The organism is Curtobacterium sp. MCLR17_059, from assembly GCF_003234665.1.
Taxonomy (GTDB): domain Bacteria; phylum Actinomycetota; class Actinomycetes; order Actinomycetales; family Microbacteriaceae; genus Curtobacterium; species Curtobacterium flaccumfaciens.
Map to the genome: position 1 here is coordinate 244,697 of NZ_QKSU01000003.1, position 20,648 is coordinate 265,344.

19 protein-coding genes are annotated in these 20,648 nt (G+C 72.1%); 14 read left to right on the forward strand and 5 right to left on the reverse strand.

The annotated features are described in order from the left end of the window. Positions 1-6 precede the first annotated feature (6 nt). The 6 genes from DEJ12_RS06740 to DEJ12_RS06765 all read left to right on the forward strand — a co-directional run bounded on the left by DEJ12_RS06740 (position 7) and on the right by DEJ12_RS06765 (position 5,554). Entirely contained in the window at positions 7-1,119 is a 1,113-nt protein-coding gene (locus tag DEJ12_RS06740) for an adenosine deaminase (protein WP_111029445.1), read from the forward strand. A 3-nt stretch (positions 1,120-1,122) separates the two neighbouring features. Next, positions 1,123-1,569 (forward strand): PTS sugar transporter subunit IIA, encoded by a 447-nt coding sequence (locus DEJ12_RS06745; RefSeq protein ID WP_111029446.1) that lies wholly within the window; start codon positions 1,123-1,125, stop codon positions 1,567-1,569. Then, positions 1,566-1,844: a PTS sugar transporter subunit IIB gene (locus tag DEJ12_RS06750; RefSeq protein WP_027466460.1), complete on the forward strand. Its 279-nt coding sequence runs from the start codon at positions 1,566-1,568 to the stop codon at positions 1,842-1,844. The genes DEJ12_RS06745 and DEJ12_RS06750 overlap by 4 nt, the downstream gene beginning before the upstream one ends. Before the next feature lie 88 nt (positions 1,845-1,932). Beyond that, a complete protein-coding gene (locus DEJ12_RS06755; RefSeq protein ID WP_111029447.1) occupies positions 1,933-2,775 on the forward strand; it encodes a purine-nucleoside phosphorylase in 843 nt (280 codons plus the stop codon). Continuing rightward, entirely contained in the window at positions 2,772-4,436 is a 1,665-nt protein-coding gene (locus tag DEJ12_RS06760) for a phospho-sugar mutase (protein ID WP_111029448.1), read from the forward strand. Before DEJ12_RS06755 ends, DEJ12_RS06760 begins: the two co-directional genes overlap by 4 nt. 443 nt (positions 4,437-4,879) lie before the next feature. Beyond that, positions 4,880-5,554 (forward strand): hypothetical protein, encoded by a 675-nt coding sequence (locus tag DEJ12_RS06765; protein WP_146245539.1) that lies wholly within the window; start codon positions 4,880-4,882, stop codon positions 5,552-5,554. Between the two features lie 85 nt (positions 5,555-5,639). Here DEJ12_RS06765 and DEJ12_RS06770 read toward each other — a convergent pair whose 3' ends face one another. Both DEJ12_RS06770 and DEJ12_RS06775 read right to left on the reverse strand, forming a co-directional pair. After that, the gene (locus tag DEJ12_RS06770) at positions 5,640-7,424 is read right to left on the reverse strand and encodes a biotin carboxylase N-terminal domain-containing protein (protein ID WP_111029450.1); all 1,785 of its coding nucleotides are present in this window, start codon (positions 7,422-7,424) and stop codon (positions 5,640-5,642) included. A gap of 79 nt (positions 7,425-7,503) precedes the next feature. Next, entirely contained in the window at positions 7,504-8,298 is a 795-nt protein-coding gene (locus DEJ12_RS06775) for a nucleoside triphosphate pyrophosphatase (protein WP_111029451.1), read from the reverse strand. A gap of 14 nt (positions 8,299-8,312) precedes the next feature. Here DEJ12_RS06775 and DEJ12_RS06780 point away from each other — a divergent pair, with 14 nt between their 5' ends. The 4 genes from DEJ12_RS06780 (at position 8,313) to DEJ12_RS06795 (ending at position 12,773) form a co-directional block, all read left to right on the forward strand. Beyond that, positions 8,313-9,572 (forward strand): class I SAM-dependent RNA methyltransferase, encoded by a 1,260-nt coding sequence (locus DEJ12_RS06780; protein WP_111029452.1) that lies wholly within the window; start codon positions 8,313-8,315, stop codon positions 9,570-9,572. A 176-nt stretch (positions 9,573-9,748) separates the two neighbouring features. Beyond that, entirely contained in the window at positions 9,749-10,468 is a 720-nt protein-coding gene (locus DEJ12_RS06785) for a response regulator transcription factor (RefSeq protein WP_017888757.1), read from the forward strand. A gap of 5 nt (positions 10,469-10,473) precedes the next feature. Beyond that, on the forward strand, positions 10,474-11,727 hold the full coding sequence (locus DEJ12_RS06790; RefSeq protein ID WP_071406412.1) for a sensor histidine kinase: 1,254 nt from the start codon (positions 10,474-10,476) through the stop codon (positions 11,725-11,727). After that, positions 11,724-12,773: a hypothetical protein gene (locus DEJ12_RS06795; protein WP_111029514.1), complete on the forward strand. Its 1,050-nt coding sequence runs from the start codon at positions 11,724-11,726 to the stop codon at positions 12,771-12,773. Before DEJ12_RS06790 ends, DEJ12_RS06795 begins: the two co-directional genes overlap by 4 nt. A gap of 661 nt (positions 12,774-13,434) precedes the next feature. Here the strand turns inward: DEJ12_RS06795 and DEJ12_RS06800 are convergent. Then, positions 13,435-13,689: an acyl-CoA carboxylase subunit epsilon gene (locus DEJ12_RS06800; RefSeq protein WP_111029453.1), complete on the reverse strand. Its 255-nt coding sequence runs from the start codon at positions 13,687-13,689 to the stop codon at positions 13,435-13,437. After that, positions 13,689-15,284, reverse strand: a complete 1,596-nt coding sequence (locus DEJ12_RS06805) for an acyl-CoA carboxylase subunit beta (RefSeq protein WP_071406413.1) — start codon at positions 15,282-15,284, stop codon at positions 13,689-13,691. Before DEJ12_RS06805 ends, DEJ12_RS06800 begins: the two co-directional genes overlap by 1 nt. A 74-nt stretch (positions 15,285-15,358) precedes the next feature. Between DEJ12_RS06805 and DEJ12_RS06810 the strand changes: the two genes are divergently transcribed. From DEJ12_RS06810 to DEJ12_RS06820, 3 genes are all read left to right on the forward strand, one after another. Then, positions 15,359-16,159 carry a biotin--[acetyl-CoA-carboxylase] ligase gene (locus tag DEJ12_RS06810; protein ID WP_111029454.1) on the forward strand — a complete coding sequence of 267 codons (801 nt, stop codon included), beginning with the start codon at positions 15,359-15,361 and terminating at the stop codon, positions 16,157-16,159. A 4-nt stretch (positions 16,160-16,163) separates the two neighbouring features. Then, a complete protein-coding gene (locus DEJ12_RS06815; protein WP_071244247.1) occupies positions 16,164-16,712 on the forward strand; it encodes a PH domain-containing protein in 549 nt (182 codons plus the stop codon). Positions 16,713-16,782: 70 nt separating this feature from the next. Beyond that, a complete protein-coding gene (locus DEJ12_RS06820) occupies positions 16,783-18,090 on the forward strand; it encodes a UDP-glucose/GDP-mannose dehydrogenase family protein (RefSeq protein WP_111029455.1) in 1,308 nt (435 codons plus the stop codon). 71 nt (positions 18,091-18,161) lie between these two features. Here the strand turns inward: DEJ12_RS06820 and DEJ12_RS17820 are convergent, their stop codons facing one another. Beyond that, on the reverse strand, positions 18,162-19,364 hold the full coding sequence (locus DEJ12_RS17820) for a glycosyltransferase (protein ID WP_146245540.1): 1,203 nt from the start codon (positions 19,362-19,364) through the stop codon (positions 18,162-18,164). Positions 19,365-19,412: 48 nt separating this feature from the next. Here DEJ12_RS17820 and DEJ12_RS06830 point away from each other — a divergent pair, with 48 nt between their 5' ends. Then, positions 19,413-20,636, forward strand: coding sequence for a polysaccharide pyruvyl transferase family protein (locus DEJ12_RS06830; protein WP_181433030.1), 1,224 nt, complete (start codon positions 19,413-19,415; stop codon positions 20,634-20,636). Positions 20,637-20,648 lie beyond the last annotated feature (12 nt).

Below are 20,648 nucleotides of genomic sequence, written 5' to 3' on the forward strand. Positions count from 1 at the left end.
GGGGGCATGAGCGCCGACGCCCCGACCTACCGCCTGCCCGACGCCGGGGAGGTCATCAACGACCTGCCGAAGGTCTCGCTGCACGACCACCTCGACGGCGGCCTGCGTCCCGCGACCATCATCGAGCTCGCGGCCTCGGCGGGTGTGTCGCTCCCCACCACCGACCCGGCCGAGCTGGGGCAGTGGTTCGCCGACCAGTCGAACTCCGGCTCCCTGGTCGAGTACCTGAAGACGTTCGACGTCACCACGTCGGTGATGCAGACCGCACCGCAGCTCACCCGGATCGCCCGCGAGTTCGTCGAGGACCTGGTCGCCGACGGCGTCGTCTACGGCGAGGTCCGCTGGGCGCCGGAGCAGCACCTGCAGGGCGGACTGACCCTCGACCAGACGGTCGAGGCGGTACAGGCCGGCATCGAGGAAGCCGTCGACGCCGCCGGTGGGCGCATCCGCGTCGGCCAGCTCGTCACCGCGATGCGGCACGCCGACCGGTCGCTCGAGATCGCCGAGCTCGCCGTCCGGCACCGTGACGCCGGGGTCGTCGGCTTCGACATCGCCGGTGCCGAAGCCGGGTTCCCCGCCTCGAACCACCGCGCCGCCTTCGACTACCTGGCGTCCGAACTGTTCCCCGTCACCGTGCACGCGGGCGAGGCCGACGGGCTCGCCTCCATCCGGTCCGCGCTGGTCGACGGCCGGGCGCTCCGCCTCGGGCACGGCGTCCGCATCTTCGAGGACGTCGCCCTGTCCGACGCCGGGGACGGCTCGACGCTGGCCTCCCTGGGCGAGGTCGCCTCGTGGGTCCGTGACCGCGAGATCCCGCTCGAGGTCTCGCCGTCGTCCAACCTGCAGACCGGGGCGATCGCCGCGTGGGGCGACGACCTCGCCGACCACCCGTTCGACGTGCTCTACCAGCTCGGCTTCCGCGTCACGGTGAACACCGACAACCGCCTGATGAGCGGCACCTCGCTGTCGAAGGAGCTCGCACTGCTCGCCGGCACGTTCGGGTACGACCTCGACGACCTGGCGGCGTTCCAGATCAACGCCGCGCTCGGGTCGTTCCTGCCGCTGGAGGACCGCGAGGAGATCATCGCCACCATCACGGCCGGGTACCAGGAGGCCTGACGCATGGGACTGCCACCGCTGCCGGACACCGCCGTCCTCCTCGGTGCGGACGCGCCCGCGTGGCGTGACGCGATGCGCCTGGTCGGCGGTGCGCTCGTCGCGTCGGGCGCCACCACCGACGAGTACACCGACGCCATGATCGGCATGGTCGAGGAGCACGGGCCGTACATCGTCATCTCGCCGGGGCTCGCGTTCGCGCACGCCCGGCCGGGTGGTGCCGTCGTGCGGGACGGACTCGCGATCGTGACGCTCGCGACGCCGGTGGCGTTCGGCCACCCGCACAACGACCCCGTCCGTGTGGTGCTCGGGCTCGCGGTGGCCGAGGTCGGCACCCACCTGGAGTCGATCGGCGAGATCGCGAACCTGTTCAACGACGCCACCGTGACCGGACGGATCGCGGCGGCGACCACCGCGGACGAGGTCCGCGCGATCATGGGGGTCTCCGCGTGAAGATCGTGACCATCTGCGGCGCCGGCATCGGGTCGAGCGGCATCCTCAAGGTGAACGCCGAGAAGGCGCTCGACGCCCTCGGGCTGTCGGCGTCGGTCGTCGCGGCGGACGTCGCGTCTGTGCGGGACGTCTCCGACGACGCCAACGTGATCCTGACGAGTCAGGAGTTCGTCGAGGCGATCGGTGACACCTACGCCGAGGTCATCGTCATCGCGAACCACTTCGACCAGGGCGAGATCACGGCGGCGGTGGACCGGGCGCTCGGCGAGCACTGAGGCGGGTGCGGTGGCGGCCGCTGCGGCGGCGCTGCGGCGGCTGCTGCGGCGGGCGCTGCGGCGGGCGTCCGCCCTTTAGAGTTGGGGCATGAGCACCGAGAACCCGCTGAACGACCCCGCTGCCGACCCGTTCGAGGTCGCGCGGGCCGCCGCCGCCGTCATCGCCGAGCAGTCCGGCATCGAGCGGCACGACATCGCCCTGACCCTCGGGTCGGGCTGGGGCAAGGCCGCCGACATCATCGGTGAGACCGTGTCCGAGATCCCGGCCGAGCAGGTCCCCGGGTTCAGCGCCTCGGCCGTCCCCGGACACTCCGGCACCATCCGGTCGATCCGCCTCGCCGACAGCCGCCACGCGCTCGTCATCGGTGCCCGCACCCACTACTACGAGGGTCACGGAGTCCGTCGGGTCGTGCACAGCGTCCGCACGGCCGCTGCGACCGGTGCCTCGATCATGGTGCTGACCAACGGCGCCGGCGGCATCAAGGAGCACTGGACCCCGGGCACCCCGGTGCTCATCAGCGACCACATCAACCTGACCGCGGACAGCCCGCTCGAGGGCGCGACGTTCATCGACCTGACCGACCTGTACTCGGCGCGTCTGCGCGAGCTGGCCCGGACGGTCGACCCGTCGCTCGACGAGGGCGTGTACACGCAGTTCCGCGGCCCGCACTACGAGACCCCGGCCGAGGTCCAGATGGCGAAGACCATCGGCGGACACATCGTCGGCATGTCGACCGCGCTCGAGGCCATCGCGGCCCGTCAGGCCGGCATGGAGGTCCTCGGGTTCTCGCTCATCACGAACCTCGCCGCGGGCATCCAGAAGACCCCGTTGTCGCACACCGAGGTGCTCGAGGCCGGCAAGCAGGCCGAGCCGGTGATCGCCGACCTGCTCGCACGCGTGGTCGCCGCACTCGGGCAGCCGGCCTCGTGAAGCTCGACCTCGACCAGGTGCTCGGCACCGCGCGGGCGTGGCTGGCGCAGGACCCCGACCCGGAGACCCGTGACGAGCTGGCCGCGGCGATCGACGCGGCGGCCGACGGTGACGGTCCCGCTGTCCGGGCGCTCGCCGAGCGGTTCGACGGCCGGCTGCAGTTCGGCACCGCCGGACTCCGCGCGGAGCTCGGCTGGGGCCCGCTGCGCATGAACCGGGTCGTCGTGACCCAGGCCGCTGCGGGGCTCGCACGGTTCCTCATCGGCACCGGGCGCTCGCGCAGCGTCGTGATCGGGTACGACGGCCGGGTGAACTCGGACGTCTTCGCACGTGACTCGGCCGAGGTCATGCGCGGCCTCGGGCTCGAGGTCACCCTGCTGCCCTCGGCCCTGCCGACGCCGGTGCTCGCGTTCGCCGTCCGGCACCTGGACGTCGGTGCTGGCGTCATGGTCACCGCGAGCCACAACCCGCCGCGGGACAACGGGTACAAGGTCTACCTCGGTCAGGACGACGACGGCTCGCAGATCGTGCCGCCCGTCGACGGTGAGATCGCGGACGCCATCGACGCCGTCGCCGCGGGCTCCGTCACCGACCTGCCGCGTGGCACGGACTACACCGTCGCGTCGTCGGCCCTGGTCGACGCCTACGTGGCCGCCACGGCCGCGATCGTGCCCGCTCCGGCACTCCGGGTCGACGAGCAGCCGAAGGTCGTCTACACGGCCATGCACGGCGTCGGGTGGGAGACCGCTCGCGCGGTGTTCGCCGCGGCCGGGTTCGCGTCACCGACGGTGGTGCCGGAGCAGATCGAGCCGGACGGTGCATTCCCGACGGTGTCGTTCCCGAACCCCGAGGAGCCGGGTGCGATGGACCTGGCGATCGCCCGTGGTCTCGCCGTCGGCGCCGACCTGGTGATCGCGAACGACCCCGACGCCGACCGGCTCGCACTCGCGATCCCGGACGGGTCCAGTTCCTACCGCCGGCTGTCAGGCAACGAGGTCGGCTGGCTGCTCGGGTGGCGTGCCGCTGCACGGGCGTCCGAGTCGGGCGCGACCGGCACGCTCGCCGCGTCGATCGTCTCGTCGCCGGCGTTGGCCCGGGTGGCTGCGCGCCACGGGCTGGAGTACCGCGACACCCTGACCGGCTTCAAGTGGGTCTCGCGGGTGCCCGAGCTGCTGTTCGGCTACGAAGAGGCCCTGGGCTACCTGGTCGACCCGTCGGTCGTGCGCGACAAGGACGGCATCTCGGCTGCGCTCGAACTGCTGTCCCTCGCCGACGAGCTCGCCGCATCGGGCTCGACCATCGCCGACCACCTCGAGGCCTTCGCCGCCGAGTTCGGAGCGTTCGCATCGGGCCAGGTGGCGACCCGCGTCGACGACCTGTCGCGCATCGGCGAGATCATGGCGTCGCTCCGGTCCACGCCACCGTCGACGCTCGGCGGGCTGGACGTGCACACGGTGACGGACTACGCCGACGGGGTGGCGGGCTTCCCGCCCTCGGACATCCTGCGCTACGACCTGTCCGGCGACGCCCGGGTGATCGTCCGCCCGAGCGGGACCGAGCCCAAGGTGAAGGTGTACATCGACACCGTCGCGGACACCCCCGCCGAGGCCCAGCGCCTGGTCGACGCCCTCGCCGAGTCGGTGCGCCCCTTGGTGTCGTAGGGCGCGGTCCCGCTCAAACCAGGTTCCGGACACAGCACCGCGCATCTTCGCGGTGCTGTGTCCATTCCGCAGTGTCGCGTAAGCCCGGTACCGCTCCACAATGGCAACGGGTCTGCTGGTTCTCCACAGCGACCGGGTCATCGTGCCGTGAGCGGCCGCCCGGACGCCACGCTGTCCCGATGGAACGCCTCACGCTCATGACGACTCCGGTGGACAGCGCAACGGCTCGCAGCATGCGGCGCAGAACGGAGCGGGGCGAGTTCCTCCGCATCGGCCACGGCGTTTCGACCCCCGCCCAGGCGTTCCGGGATGCGTCGGAAGCGGCTCGTCACCGTGCTCGGATCGATGCCGTCCTCGCTGCCTCCCGTCCGGGGCTGATCGTGTCGCACGCGTCGGCCGTCGTGATGCACGAGCTGCCCTGGTTCGGGCCACTCCCGGATCGCGTGGCCCTCACCGACCCCACGCGCGACCGCGCGCAGCGCCTGCGGTTCAGCGACAAGGTGCCGGCACGTGGTCGAGACGTGGCAACCGTGCTCATCGACGGGGTCGAGACGACGGACCTGGTGACCACGGCCATCGACGTTGCGCTCCGATCCGACCGGGGCCATGCCCTGGTCATCCTCGACGCGGTGCTCCGACGAGGGGGCGACCGTCACGACCTGCTGGCCGAACTCGAGTCGCGACCGACACGCCGCGGTGTCCAGCGGGTCCGAGCGCTCCTCGAGCTCGCGGACGGTCGGATCGAGTCCGCCGGAGAGAGCCTCGCGCTGTTGGTGATGCACGATCTCGGGTTGCCACGGCCGGAGCTGCAACACGAGTTCTCCGTCGACGGCCGATGCATCGCACGGGTCGACTTCTGGTTTCCGGAGCAGGGGGTGGTCGTGGAGTTCGACGGACTCGTCAAGTACCGGGCCGGCGAGGTTCGGGGCGCGCGGACGGCAGAAGAAGTGGTGATTGCGGAGAAGTTCCGAGAAGACGCGGTGCGTGCAGTCCCGGGGGTCCGCGGTGTCGCGAGGCTGATCTGGCGCGAGGTTCTGCCCGGCGGCGATGCTCCGATCACGCTCCGGAGGTCCGGACTCCCGGTCCCACTGGCGAGCCGCACGACACCGACGTGGTGACGCACCGGGGAACGGACACAGCACCGTGTAGATGCACGGTGCTGTGTCCGGAACCTGGTTCCGGGGGCGAGACGGAACCCCCGCGCTACGCGAGCTCGAGCAGCACGTGACCGGACGAGACCGTCTGGCCGACCGGGGCGTTCAGCCCGGTGACGACGCCGTCCTTGTGCGCCTGCACGGGCTGCTCCATCTTCATGGCCTCGAGCACGACGAGCAGGTCGCCCTTCACCACGGAGTCGCCCTCGGCGACCGCGAGCTTCACCACGGTGGCCTGCATCGGCGACGCGACGGACGACCCGGACTTCGCCAGGCCCCCGCGGACGGCCGACGAGCGGCGCTTCGGGGGAGCGGTGGGGCCGGCCGGACGACGACCGGCGACGCCGCCGGCAGCACCGCCACCGACGATCGACGGCATGGTGACCTCGATGCGCTTGCCCTGCACCTCGACCACGACGCTGTCGCGCGCAGCCGGCGCCGGCAGTTCCTCGGGGGAACCGCTCCACGCCGGGATGTCGTTCACGAAGTCGGTCTCGATCCACTGCGTGTAGATGCTGAACGGCTCGTCGTCGGCCGTCGCGAACGCCGGGTCGGACACCACGGCACGGTGGAAGGGGAGCACGGTCGGCAGGCCCGTGACCTCGAACTCGGCGAGTGCACGACGCGAACGCTCCAGCGCCTCGGCACGGGTGGCGCCGGTGACGATCAGCTTCGCGAGCATCGAGTCGAACGAGCCGGACACGACGTCACCGGAGACGACGCCCGAGTCGACGCGCACGCCGGGGCCGGACGGTGCGTTGAACGCGTGCACGGGGCCGGGCGCGGGGAAGAAGTTGCGACCCGGGTCCTCGCCGTTGATGCGGAACTCGAACGAGTGTCCTCGCGGCGTGGGGTCCGAGTAGTCGAGCACGCCACCCTCGGCGATGCGGAACTGCTCGCGCACCAGGTCGATGCCGGTGACCTCTTCGGAGACGCAGTGCTCGACCTGCAGGCGGGTGTTCACCTCGAGGAACGACACCGTGCCGTCGGCGCCGATGAGGAACTCGCAGGTGCCGGCGCCGACGTAGCCGACCTCGCGCAGGATCGCCTTCGACGACTCGTACAGTGCGGTCTGCTGCTCGGGCGTCAGGTAGGGCGCCGGGGCTTCCTCGACGAGCTTCTGGTGGCGTCGCTGCAGCGAGCAGTCGCGGGTGGAGACCACGACGACGTTGCCGTGCTCGTCCGCCAGGCACTGGGTCTCGACGTGGCGCGGCTTGTCCAGGTACTTCTCGACGAAGCACTCGCCCCGACCGAACGCGGCGATCGCCTCACGCGTGGCGGACTCGAAGAGCTCCTCGACCGAGGCACGGTCGCGGACGACCTTCAGACCACGACCGCCGCCACCGAACGCCGCCTTGATCGCGACGGGCAGACCGACCTGGTCGACGAAGTCGAAGACCTCGGAGACGTCCTGCACGGGCTCGATGGTGCCGGGGGCGAGTGGTGCGCCGACCTTCTCGGCGACGTGGCGCGCGGAGACCTTGTCGCCGAGGCGCTCGATCGACTCCGGCGACGGGCCGATCCAGACGAGCCCGGCGTCGATGACGGCGCGGGCGAAGTCGGCGTTCTCGGCGAGGAACCCGTAGCCCGGGTGCACGGCGTCCGCACCGGAGCGGCGGGCGACCGAGATGATCTTGTCGATGACGAGGTACGTCTCGGCGCTCGTGGTGCCGTTCAGCGCGTAGGCCTCGTCGGCGAGGCGGGCGTGCAGGGCATCGCGGTCCTGGTCGGCGTAGACCGCGACCGATGCCTTGCCCGCGTCGCGGGCCGCGCGGATGATGCGGACGGCGATCTCGCCGCGGTTCGCGATGAGGACCTTGCTGATACGGGGCATGACACAGCAGCGTATTCGTGCGGCGGGAGTGCGTTTTGACTGGCACCCACAAAGAACCACCCGGAAGAGGTGCGGATGTCTACAGTGCCCACAGGTCGTGCCAGGCGATGCCGAAGCCCCGGAGCAGCATCGACCGCAGCACCGGCAGCGACATCCCGATCACGGCGGACGGTGCGCCGTCGATCCGCGTGATGTACGCCGCGGCCCGACCGTCGATGGTGAAGGCACCCGCCACCTCGAGCGGCTCGCCCGTCGCGACGTACGCGTCGATCTCGTCGACGGACACGTCGTCGGCGAAGGTCAGCACCGCGCTGTCGACCGCGACCACGCGGTCGCCGGCGGCGGCCAGCGCCGACCCGCCGGGCGCGACGGCACCCAGCTGCGGGACGCCGGCGGTGAACGTGACCAGGGACCGGACGGGAGGCACGGTGCGGGCCGGTGCCGCGCCTCCAGGCCGTCCCGTGGCCGGTTCCGGGTCCCGGTGCCGGTCGTCGCGTCGTCGATCGATCACGCAGTGTCCGCTCCACAGGGTCCCGCCGCCGGCGGCGAGCATCTGCCGCCAGCGCTCCCGGGCGACCGCCGGGTCGTGCGGCTTGCCGTACAGCTGTCCGTCGACCTCGAAGGCGGAGTCCCCGCCGAACACCACGCCGTCGACCGGTGACCCGGCGACCGCGGAGTCGGCGACCGCGGACGCCTTCGCGACGGCGAGGAGCGAGACGAGCTCCGGACCGGTCAGGTCGCGGCCGAGGGATGCCGCTGCTGCGGCGCCGACGGCGTCCTCGTCGACCCCGGGGGACACGAGCACGGGTTCGATCCCGGACTGGGCGAGGAGTGCTCGGCGGGCGGGGGATGTACTCGCGAGGTACAGACGCATGGGACCATCTCACCATGGGTGAATCCGTCGGCACGCTGCTCGAACTCGACGTCACCGGGATCGCCCACGGCGGCATCTCGGTGGCACGGCACGAAGGACGGGTGGTCTTCGTCTCGGACGCGATCCCCGGGGAGCGCGTCGTCGCCCGGGTGACCGAGGACCGCAAGAAGTCGTTCTGGCGCGCCGACACGGTCAGCGTCATCACGCCGAGCGAGCACCGCGTCGACCACGTCTGGCCCGAGGCCGCGCTCGAGCGTGACCCCGAGACGCGCCCGGGTGGTGCCGAGTTCGGTCACATCGCCCTCGCACACCAGCGCACGCTGAAGCACGACGTCCTCGTCGACTCGTTCGCGCGGTTCGCGCGGATGGACCTCGCCGAGGTGCTCGGCCACGACGTCGTCGTCGAGGCCGCGCCCGGCGACGACGCGGCGAACGGCCTCGGCTGGCGCACGCGCGTCCGGCTGCACGTCGACGAGCAGGGCACCGCCGGCCCGTTCGCGGCCCGCTCCCACTCCGTCATCCAGGTGACCGGCCTGCCGCTCGCGACCGCCGTCGTGCAGCAGAGCGCCCCGCTCGGCCGTGGTGCGCTGCCGGGGTCCTCGGTCATCGACGTCCTCGCACCGAGCGGCTCTGAGGGCGCGCGGCTCGTCATCGACGACCAGAAGCCCACCGTGGTGACCGAGGTCGTGGGGGAGCGCACGTTCCAGGTCGACGACAACGGGTTCTGGCAGGTGCACCGTGCCGCGGCGACCGTGCTCACCGAGGCCGTGCAGGACCTGGTCGACCGCGACCGACTCGACCCCGAGGGCACCCACCTGGACCTGTACGGCGGTGTCGGCCTGCTCGCCGCCGCCCTCGGTGACCTGGCCGGCCCGAAGGCACGCATCACGAGCGTCGAGAGCGCCGCCCGTGCCACCGAGCACGCGCAGGAGAACCTGTCGGAGTGGCTCGGTGCCCGCGCCGAGACCGGCCGCGTCGACCGCTGGCTGACGAACACGGTGGCGAACGCCTCGCGTGCCGAGAAGGACCGCTTCCGCGCCGGCACGATCGTGCTCGACCCGCCCCGCGCCGGTGCCGGTCGTGACGTGGTCGTGCAGATCGCCGCGCTCCAGCCGGAGCAGGTCGTCTACGTGGCGTGCGACCCGGTGGCGCTGGCCCGCGACGTCGCGACGTTCGCCGACCTCGGCTACCGACTCGAAGCACTGCGGGCCTTCGACCTGTTCCCGCACACGCACCACCTGGAAGCCGTCGCACGCCTGGTCCCCACGCGCTGAGGTCCGGGGGTCGCTCGACCGCGGGTCCTTGCGTGTCGGGGTGTCCACCAATCGGCGGACCGGCCAGCGTGGCGCAGCGGAGAAGCCCCGCACCTGAGTCCGGGCTGGGTATCCTGGGTCGTTGATGGCACTCCGGTTTCAGGGGCCGGCGTCGCGCATCGGAACGAGAGGCCACTGTGGCAGCAGGAACGACAACCACCAGCACCGAGACGTCAGGGGCGGCCACCAGGCCGGTCCGGGTCGCGATCGTCGACGACCACGAGTCCGTCCGACTCGGGATCCAGGCGGCGTGCCAGAACGAAGGGTTCGAGGTGGTGCTCACCGCCGCCAGCGTCCCCGAGTACGTCCAGAACCTCGACGGGCGAGAGGTCGACGTCGTCGTCCTCGACCTGTCCCTCGGTGACGGTTCGACCGTGACCGAGAACGTCAAGGGCGTGCAGGGGACGGGATCGGCGGTGCTCGTGCACTCCATCGCGGACCGTGTCGCCAACGTGCGTGAGGCGCTCGCAGCAGGGGCTGCCGGCGTCATCCCGAAGTCCTCGGCCACCAAGACGGTGATGGCCGCGGTCGCCACCGTCGCACGCGGTGACGTGCTCAACAACCTCGAGTGGGCGAGCGCCATCGACGCCGACCGTGACTTCGCGAAGGCGCAGCTCGGCCGTCGCGAGCGCGAGATCCTGCACCTCTACGCCTCGGGTCTCCCGCTCAAGCTCGCCGCCCAGCAGCTCGGCATCGGCTACTCGACGGCCCGTGAGTACCTCGACCGGATCCGTGTGAAGTACGTCGAGGTCGGTCGCCCGGCCCCGACGAAGGTCGACCTGCTGCGTCGAGCCGTCGAGGACGGGATCCTCCCCGGGCTCGACTCGGGCATCGACCCCGACGGCGACGGTCGCTGACACGGATGGCGACCGCGGCTGAGTCGGCGCGGACGGTCGTCGAACCGGCGCCCTTCGGCGCCGATCCGGCGCGCAGCGTCCGCGCCTCGATCACGCAGGCGTCGGTGGAACGCGCGTTCGCGATCCTCCTCGCGATGGCGGCGATCGGCCTCGGCATCGTCGACGCGCCCGCGGTCCTGCAGCAGCTGCCGTACCTCGACCCGTTCTGGGGCCCGACGCTGATGCTCGCCCTCGCGGCGTCGTTCGTGTTCATCGGGGTCTCGGCCTTCGTGCAGCGGGTCGCGCAGCTGGCGCAGATCGTCTGCGCGCTGCTGTTCCTCGTCGTGCTCGTGACGTGGACGGCGACCGTGCAGGAGCCCATCCCGTCGGCGCAGCAGCCGTGGCCGTGGTGGTTCTGCACGGTCGGCTGCACGGCGGCGGCGATGGGCTTCGCCACGTGGCGTGCGACGGTCTACACGGCGCTCGTGCCGGCGGTGTACGTCGTCATCCGGCTCAGCCCGCTCGGCGGCGACGTCGGGGTCCTCGCGGTCCTGCTCGACGGCGTGTACACGGCGCTGCTCAGCGGTGCGGTGCTCGTCATCGCCGTGGTGCTGCGGCGAGCGGCCACGTCGGTCGACACGGCGCAGTCCACGGCCGTGCGGCGGTACTCGCTCGCCATCCGGGAACACGCGACCGAGGTCGAACGGGTCCAGGTGGACGCCATCGTGCACGACAGCGTGCTCACGACGCTGCTCTCCGCCGCACGTGCCGACACGCTCGAGGCCAAGACCCTCGCCGCGCGGATGGCACGGAACGCGATCGACCACCTCGAGGCCGCCGCCACCGACGGTCCCGGTGACGTCGCGCCGGTCGCCCTCGGGGAACTCCGGGCGCGCATCCGCGAGGGGGTCGGTGCGTTGCCCGCTCCGGTCCGCCTCGTGCCGACGCCGACCGGGTCGGTCCGCCTGCCCGCGTCGGTCGCCGACGCGCTGGCCTCGGCGGCGCTGCAGGCCGCGGTGAACAGCGTGCAGCACGCCGGCGACGCAGACGTCTCCCGCTGGGTCCGCGTCGAGCAGCAGGGCCAAGGGGTGCTCGTCGAGGTCGGCGACGAGGGCCGCGGGTTCGACGTCGCGGCCATCCCCGCCGAACGGCTCGGTGTCCGCCGCTCCATCGTGGAGCGGGTCGCGACCGTCGACGGTCGCGCCGAGGTGCACACCGCCCCGGGCGAGGGCACCCGCATCGTGCTGACGTGGTCGCCGGCCGCGAGGACGACCGCATGAAGGTCTCCCTGCCGGCGAGCATCGCCCTCGGACTCGCGTCGCTGTTCTCCCTCTACCACCTGGTCCTCGCCGCGGCCACGTTGCCGCGCGTCGACCAGGTCGCCCCGATCATCGCCTGCATGGTCCTGTACGCCGCGGCCACCGGCCTCGCACTGTTCGTCCCCGGCAGGGTCCTGCCGGTCTGGACGGCCTGCTTCTCCCTCGCCACCGCGATCGTGATGCCGGTGATCGCCGCCCCCGTCCTCGTCGATGGTCGTGGTCCGGGCTCCGCCACCTGGTGGATCGCGGCCATCGGCACGCTCATGGTGGTGCTCGTCGTGCGCGGTCGGGGCCCCTTCGCGTGGGCCGGCGTGCTGTTCCTGACCGTGTACACCGTCGCCTGGGCCGGCCTCGGCGCGCTCGGTGGGCTCGGCGTGGTCGGCAGCGTCGCCTGGGTCGCGATCGCCACGGTCTTCGCCGCCGCGATGAGCCGCGCCATCCGGAACACCCGTGAACTCGTCCTCGCCGAGCAGGAGACCGCCGACTGGCAGGCCGCGCAGGACGCCCACGTGTTCGAGCGGCAGTTCAGGCTGAGCCAGACCACCCGGATGGCCCTGCCGATGCTGCAGCGCATCATCGACTCCTGCGGCGACCTCGACGACGCCGACCGCGCCGAGTGCCTGCACCTCGAGCAGGCCATCCGCGACGAGATCCGCGGTCGGTCCCTGTTGTCCGACGACGTCCGCGACGAGGTGATGCGCCTGCGTCGCCGCGGAGCGACCGTCCAGCTGCACGACGACGGCGGGCTCGACGACCTGGACGCCCCGGACATCCGGCGCATCCACGCCCGTGTCGCCGAGGCGCTCCGGCAGGCCCGCGACGCCGACAACGTCATCGTGCGGACGGTCGGCGAGGGGTCCGACTCCGCGGTGACCGTCGTCGGACTCCGCCTCGACGGCGCGGCCAGTGAGTCCGCGGCGCTCGGAGCCGGGATGGACGACGACGACGGGGACGAGGACGACTCCGTCGCGCTCTGGCTGGAGATCCCGCGGCACGAGCCGGCATAGCGCGCGGCACGCCCGGTACAGCGAGCGGCAGCGCGTGCGCGCGTGTTGCGACCATGCACCACGTGATCGACGCGTGGATCGTCGCGAACGTGGTGCGGACGGCGCAGCGGACGCGCGTGGTGCGCCGGGCGTGCGGGCGGCGGTGGACGCGATGGGGGACACCCGGGAGGCCCGTGGCGGCGCCGCCACGGGCCTCCCGGCCGTCACGTGGGTGCGCCGGGCTGGCGCGCGCACGGAAGCGACCATGTCGCTGTCGTACGACGTCGACGGTGTCGTTCCGGATCGGCCTCGCCAGCCGCCCCGCCAACCGCACGGATGCCCGCCCGCACCCGCGACAGACCCCCGGAAACGGGGAACGGGCCGGTCGGATACCGACCGGCCCGTTCACGACCCGAGGCTGAGCGACAACCCGAATGTCGCCCTGCCTCGCAGCGGGCGGTGGCTTCGTACCCTAGTCGGCCACCGTCCTGCGATGTCTTTCATTGAAGGACACCGAACACCAACTACTATGCCCACGCACGAGCCGCATGTCAGTCGTCATTATGGGGGACAATTCCGGCATTTCCGGTCCGTATCCGCTGAACGTGTCCCCCGAGTGAGGGGATACCGACCGGGAAGTGCGCCCTGCAACCGTTCCGGTCGCCAGTGCACCAGGGGTACATCAGCGGAGCGATCGGCCCCAGGCGCCCGGTCCGTGATCGAGCGGGCGGCGGAGTCCGCGGGCCGCGGCGTCCCACCCGGTGCGGGGCTCGACGACCACGGCGGCGCGCCCGGCGGCAGCGGCCTCGTCGGCCTGGCGCTGCAGGACGGCCACGACGGCGGCGAGTTCCTCGGGGTTGGGGTCGCCGGAGACCACCCGGACGTCCGCCACTGAAGCGGGCTCGTCCGAGGGCACGGCTGCTGCGTGGCGACCCATCAGAGGGGAATGTTCCCGTGCTTCTTCGGGGGCAGCGTGGCGCGCTTGCCCCGCAGCGACCGGAGGGCCTTGATGACCGACACGCGCGTGGCGTGCGGCTGGATGATGCCGTCGAGCTCACCGCGCTCGGCCGCCAGGTACGGCGACGCGACGTTGTACGTGTACTCGTTCGCGAGCTTCGTGCGGACCGCGGCGACGTCCTCGCCGGACTCCTCGGCGCGCTTGATCTCGGCGCGGTACAGGATGTTGACGGCACCCTGACCGCCCATGACGGCGATCTCGGCGGTCGGCCACGCCAGGTTGATGTCGGCACCGAGCTGCTTGGAACCCATGACGATGTACGCGCCGCCGTAGGCCTTGCGGGTGATGACGGTGACGAGCGGGACGGTGGCCTCGGCGTAGGCGTACAGCAGCTTCGCGCCGCGGCGGATGACGCCGGTCCACTCCTGGTCGGTGCCGGGCAGGTAGCCGGGCACGTCCACCAGGGTCAGGATCGGGATGCCGAACGCGTCGCAGAACCGCACGAAGCGGGCGGCCTTCTCACCGGCGTCGATGTTCAGCGTGCCGGCCATCGCCTGCGGCTGGTTCGCGATGATGCCGACCGTGCGGCCCTCGACCCGGCCGAAGCCGATCAGGATGTTCGGCGCGAAGAGCGGCTGGACCTCGAGGAACTCACCGTCGTCGACGATGTGTTCGATGATCGTGGTGACGTCGTACGGCTGGTTCGTCGAGTCCGGGATCACGAGGTCGAGCTCGTGGTCGGCGTCGGTGGTCTCGAGCTCCGGGGCGACGTCGTAGGCCGGCGGGTCGGACAGGTTGTTGTCCGGCAGGAACCCGATGAGCGAGCGCGCGTAGTCGAGCGCGTCGGTCTCGTCCTCGGCCAGGTAGTGGGCCACGCCGGAGACCGCGTTGTGCGTCTGGGCGCCGCCGAGCTCCTCGAAGCCGACGTCCTCGCCCGTGACGGTCTTGATGACGTCGGGGCCGGTGACGAACATGTGGCTGGTCTTGTCGACCATGATGACGAAGTCGGTCAGGGCGGGGGAGTACACCGCGCCGCCGGCCGCCGGGCCCATCACGATCGACAGCTGCGGGATCACGCCGGAGGCCTGGGTGTTCAGGCGGAAGATCTCACCGTACTTGCCGAGCGCGACGACGCCTTCCTGGATGCGGGCGCCGCCGGAGTCGAGGATGCCGATGATCGGCACGCCCGTCTTGAGCGCATGCTGCATGACCTTGATGATCTTCTCGCCGGCGACCTCGCCGAGCGACCCGCCGAAGACCGTGAAGTCCTGGGCGTAGACGGCGACGTTGCGGCCGTGGATCGTGCCGACCCCGGTGACGACCGCGTCACCGTAGGGGCGCTTGGCGTCCATGCCGAACGACGTGGTGCGGTGCCGCACGAACTCGTCGAACTCCACGAAGGAGTTCTCGTCGAGCAGCTGCTCGATGCGTTCGCGCGCGGTGCCCTTGCCCTTCGCGTGCTGCTTGGCGATGGCGGATTCGCCCGCGGCGGTCACGGCCTCGTGGTACCGGTCGCGGAGGTCGGCCAGTCGGCCGGCCGTCGTCGACAGATCGGGGGTGTCTCCTGAAGTCACCCGCTCACCCTACCGGCGGGTGCCACGCTGCCGGTTGGAGGACCCCCACGGTTCCTGCCCGTACATTTGCGTGCATGTCCACATCCCCGTCGCCGTCGTTCCCCGCCACCAGCGAGGCTGTCCGGTCGACGGGCGCGACGATCACCGTCCCCGCCGAGACCGGGTCCACCAACGCGGACCTGCTCGCCGCCGCCCCCGAGCAGCAGCACGGCAGCGTCCTCGCGACCCTGCACCAGACCGCGGGCCGGGGTCGGCTGGACCGCACCTGGACCGCTCCGGCCGGTGAGACGCTCGCCGCCAGCGTGCTCGTCCGTGCGGACCTGGACGACCACGACCGCGGCTGGTTGCCGCTGGTCGCCGGGGCGGCGATGCGCGACGCGATCGCGTCGGTGCTCCCCGCCGGCGCCGACGTCGTCGTGAAGTGGCCGAACGACGTGCAGGTCGCCGGGGACAAGGTGTGCGGGATCCTCTGCCAGGTCGCCGCCGACGGCAGCGTCGTGGTCGGGGCCGGCGTGAACCTGACGATCCCGGCTGATCGGCTGCCCACCCCGACGTCCACCTCGCTCCTGCTCGCCGGCGCGGTGGACGACGCACCCGCCCTGGCCGACGCGGTGCTGTCCGCCTTCCTGCGGTCCGTCCTGGAGGCGGTGGCCGGCCTGGTCACGGGGGGTCCCGCCGCCGAGACGGTCCGGTCCCACGTCCGCGCCGCGTGCGGCACGATCGGTCGCCGCATCCGCCTCGAGCTGCCGGACGGCACCGTCGAGGAGGCCGACGCCACCGGCATCGACGACGCCGGCCGCATCACGATCCGGGACCAGGCGGGCGGCACCAGGGGCGTCGCGGTGGGGGACGTCACCCACCTGCGGTATGCATGACGGCATGACCGCCGAGCCCCCGCCCGAACGTGTCGTCGCACGCCTGCGACCACACGCCCGTCGGCTGGTGCGCCCGGCGGTGTTCGTCGTGCTCGTCACCGCGGCCGGCGGGTTCGGCTTCGGCGTGTTCCAGGCGCAGCTGGCGTGGCTGAACGCCGTCGTCGCGCTCGTCGTCGTGGTGCTCGTCGTGTTCGGCGGCGCCGTCCCGCTGTTCCGCTGGATGTCGGAGCGGTACGTCGTCACCACGCGTCGCCTGGTCGTGGTCAACGGACTCGGCACGCGGACCCGACGGGAGCTCCTGCACTCCCGCGGCTACGACGTGACCGTGCGGCGCCGCGGGCTGCAGGGGCTGTTCCGCTCCGGCGACGTGCTCGTGTTCCCCGGGGACGACCCCGCCGTGGTCCTCGCCGACGTGCCGCACGCCGACCTCGTCGTCGCCGTCCTGCACGACCTGGTGGAGGCGTACGAGGCCAGGCGCCGGCACCGTGAGCCGGACTGGGACGAGATCGTCGGTGGTCCGGACCGTCCGCCGTGGGGCGACGTGCGGGCCTGACCCGGCCGCTGTGAGCGTCGCCGCGGGCGCCGTGATGAGACTTCGGCGAGAAACCGGTACCTTCTTCGACGTGCGTATCTCTGTGATCGGCTGCGGCTACCTCGGTGCCGTGCACGCCGCCTCCATGGCCAAACTCGGACACGAGGTCGTCGCCGTGGACGTCGACCCCACCAAGATCGAGCGGCTCGCCGCGGGCGAGGCCCCCTTCTTCGAGCCCGGCCTGCCCGAGATCCTGACCGAGGCCCTCGAGTCCGGTCGGATCCGCTTCACCACCGACATGGCCGAGGTCGCCGGTGCCCGCGTGCACTTCCTCGCCGTCGGCACCCCGCAGGGCCCCACCGGTGCCGCGGACCTGACCTACGTCAACGCCGCCGTCGCCGCGCTCACCCCGCACCTGTCCGCCGGCGAGTTCGTCGTCGGCAAGTCGACCGTTCCCGTCGGCACCGCCGCACGCCTGGCCGCCGAGGTCAGCGAGGCCGTCCCCGGTGCCACGCTCGTCTGGAACCCCGAGTTCCTGCGTGAGGGCTTCGCCGTGCAGGACACCATCGCGCCGGACCGCTTCGTCTACGGCGTGCCGGACGGCGAGGCCGGCGAACAGGCCGTCGCCGCCCTCGACGAGGTCTACGCCGAGGCGCTGTCCACCGGCACGCCCCGACTCGCCGTCAACCTGCCCACCGCCGAGCTCGTGAAGATCAGCGCCAACGCGTTCCTCGCCACGAAGATCTCGTTCATCAACTCGATGGCCGAGATCGCCGAGGTCGCCGGTGCCGACGTGACGGCGCTCGCCGACGCGATCGGCCACGACGCCCGCATCGGCCGGAAGTTCCTGAACGCCGGCCTCGGCTTCGGTGGCGGTTGCCTGCCGAAGGACATCCGCGCGTTCCAGGCGCGGGCGAACGAGCTGGGCGTCGGGGAGTCCCTGGCGTTCCTCGCCGACGTCGACGCCACGAACCTGCGCCGTCGTGCGCACGTCGTCGAGCTGGCGCAGGAGCTGCTCGGCGGGGTCGTCAGCGGCAAGCGCGTCGCGGTGCTCGGCCTGGCCTTCAAGCCGAACTCCGACGACGTCCGCGACTCGCCGGCCCTGGACATCGCAGCCCGCCTGCAGGAACTCGGCGCCGTCGTCTCGGCGTACGACCCCGAGGCCGTCGTCACCGCACGCCGCGTGCACCCCGAGCTCGACTACGTCGAGAGCGTGGCCGAGGCGCTGGGCGGGGCGGAGCTCGTGCTCGTGCTCACCGAGTGGACCGAGTTCCGGGAGCTCGACGCCACCGCCGCCGCCGCACTCGTGGCGTCGCCCGTCGTCATCGACGGCCGCAACTGCCTCGATCGTGACGCGTGGACCGCCGCCGGCTTCACGTACCGCGGCATGGGGCGCTAGCCGCGACCGACCGGAGGCCCGGTGCCGGTCCGTGGGACCGGCACCGGGCCTCCGGCGTGTTCGCCGCGTCGTCAGCCGATGGCCGCGCGCAGCACCGCCCGGTAGCGCTCGCCGATCCGTTCGGTGGAGAACTCCGCTGCCGAGACGACGGCCTGCTCCTGGTAGCGCGAGCGCGCTGCGTCGTCGGTGAGCACGCGCTGCAGTGCTGCGCGGAGCGCCGGGACGTCGCCCGGGGGCACGAGCACGCCGGACACGTCGTCCTGCACGACGTCCCGGATGCCCGGCAGGTCGCTCGCCACGATCGCGGCCCCGACCGCCGCGGCCTCGAGCAGGGTGACCGGCAGCCCTTCCTGGTCGCCGTTCGCCGCGGGGATCGACGGCACCGCGACGACGGTGGCCGACGCGAGGGTCTCGAGCACCTCGGTGCGGCCCCGCTGGCCCAGGAACGTCACCGGCAGCCCCGCCGCCTGCTGCTCGAGCTGGGCGCGGTGCGGGCCGTCGCCGACCACGGTGAGCCGCCAGGGCACGTCGTCGCCCAGGCCGCGGAGTGCCTCGATCAGGTTGCCGAAGCCCTTCTTCTCGACCAGACGACCGACGGCGACCACGTGGTGCTCCTGCGGCGCGACGCGGGCACGGGTGTCGCGGGCCGGGCCGAGGTCGACACCCATCGGGATCACGGTCGAGCGCGACTCGGGGACGCCCCACTCGGTCAGGCGCTCGCGCATCTCGGAGTTCACGGTGGTGACGTGCGCCGACCGTCCGAAGATCCAGCGCTTGAGCCGGACGAGGGGAGCCGCGCGGAGCGCGTAGATGTCCCCGCCGTGGGTCGTGACGACGACGGGCACACCCGGTGCGGCCAGCGTCGCGACGAGGGCCTGCGGGATGGCCCAGTGCGCGTGGATGACGTCGGGCTTCGCGGCGCGCACCACGCGCCGCACGGCCAGGTACTGCGCGAGCACCAGCGCGGGCACCTGCACGATGCGGGAGCGCCGCTCCTTGAGGTTGTCGAGGATCGCGCCGTCGGCCAGGTCCTCGAAGCGACGCGGGAAGTACGGGTAGCGGCGCACCGCGACGTCGCCGATGCGCTCCTTCGCGGCACCGCCCGGCACGCGGGGGGTGAGCACGAGGGTGTCGAACTCGGTGGCCTCCTGGTGGGCGAGGTCGAGCACGAACGCCGGAACGCCGTCGTCCGGACGGGCCGGGAACGTCGAGCCCAGGACGAGCAGGCGGGGGCGGTCCTGGCGGGAGCGGGCGGAGCGAGTGGTGCGGGACATCGTGCCTTTCCGGGGCTGGCGGGGGACGGTCCGGTAGGCTCTCACCCCGTGCGCGTACTGATCCACAATAGCGATTCGCCCCACAACCGCGGGGACCGGGCGATCCTCGCCGGCAACGTCGAGCTCGTCCGTCGCCGGTGGCCGGACGCCGAGATCGTGTCCCTGTCGCAGTACCCCGAGCGGGACGCCGCGTGGTTCGGGATCCGGTTCCTGCCGGTCTCCCCGTACAGCACCGGCATCGGCGACCTGTTCGCGCTGCTCCGTGCCGCCCGCGGCGCCGACGTGGTGCTCTGGGGCGGCGGCGAGATCCTGAAGGACTACACGAACAAGCTCGGCCTCGTGTACTGGTTCGGCAAGATGCTGCTCGTCCGCGCGGTCAACAAGAACCTCGTCGGGGCGTTCCAGGGCATCGGCCCGACCACCGCCGGGGTCAGCAAGCGCCTGATCCGCGCCACCGTCGACCTCTGCAGCGCCTTCGCCGTCCGCGACGACGAGTCCCGCGAGAAACTCCTGTCCTGGGGCGTGAAGACGCCGATCGTGTCGTCCTTCGACCCGGCGGTCGTCGGGACGGTCACCCCGCCCGACGCGGACGTGCTCGAGCGGCTCGAGCGCACCACCGGACTGACCGCGGAGCAGCTCGACGGCTCGATCGGCTTCGGCGTCCGTCGCTGGTTCCACTACAAGCGCAGCGGCTGGATCCCGTTCCGGTTCCTGCCGAAGCGCTTCCGCCAGACCGGTGTCGACAGCGACAAGCTCGTGACCTACCGGCAGGCCGTCGCCGACCTCGCCGACCGTGTGATCGACCGCTGGGACGCCGACGTCGTGTTCTACCCGATGCACATGGAGGCGTCCGAGGGCGACGCCGCCTTCGCCCGCGAGGTCATCGCGCTGATGCGGCACGCCGACCGCACCCACGTGGTCGAGGCCGACGAGTTCTCGCCGTCCGAGTACGCCGGGCTGATGTCGCGCAGCCGCCTGTTCCTGGCGAGCCGCCTGCACTCGGCGATCGTCGCGACCATCGCCGGGGTCCCCGCCGCGGTGCTCTACTACGTCGACAAGGGCCGGCTGTTCTTCGAGCAGATGGGCCAGCAGGCCTACTCGAAGCCGATCGAGGCGGCACTCGAGCCCACATTCGTCGACGACGTCACGGCGCAGCTCGAGGCGCTCGACGCGGACCGCGACGCGGTCCGCGCGCAGCTCGCGCAGGGCGTTGCCCGCATGGCGACCGCCCTCGACGCCGACTTCGCCGAGGCGACGCGCGACGTCCGCTGACACTCTGCGCTG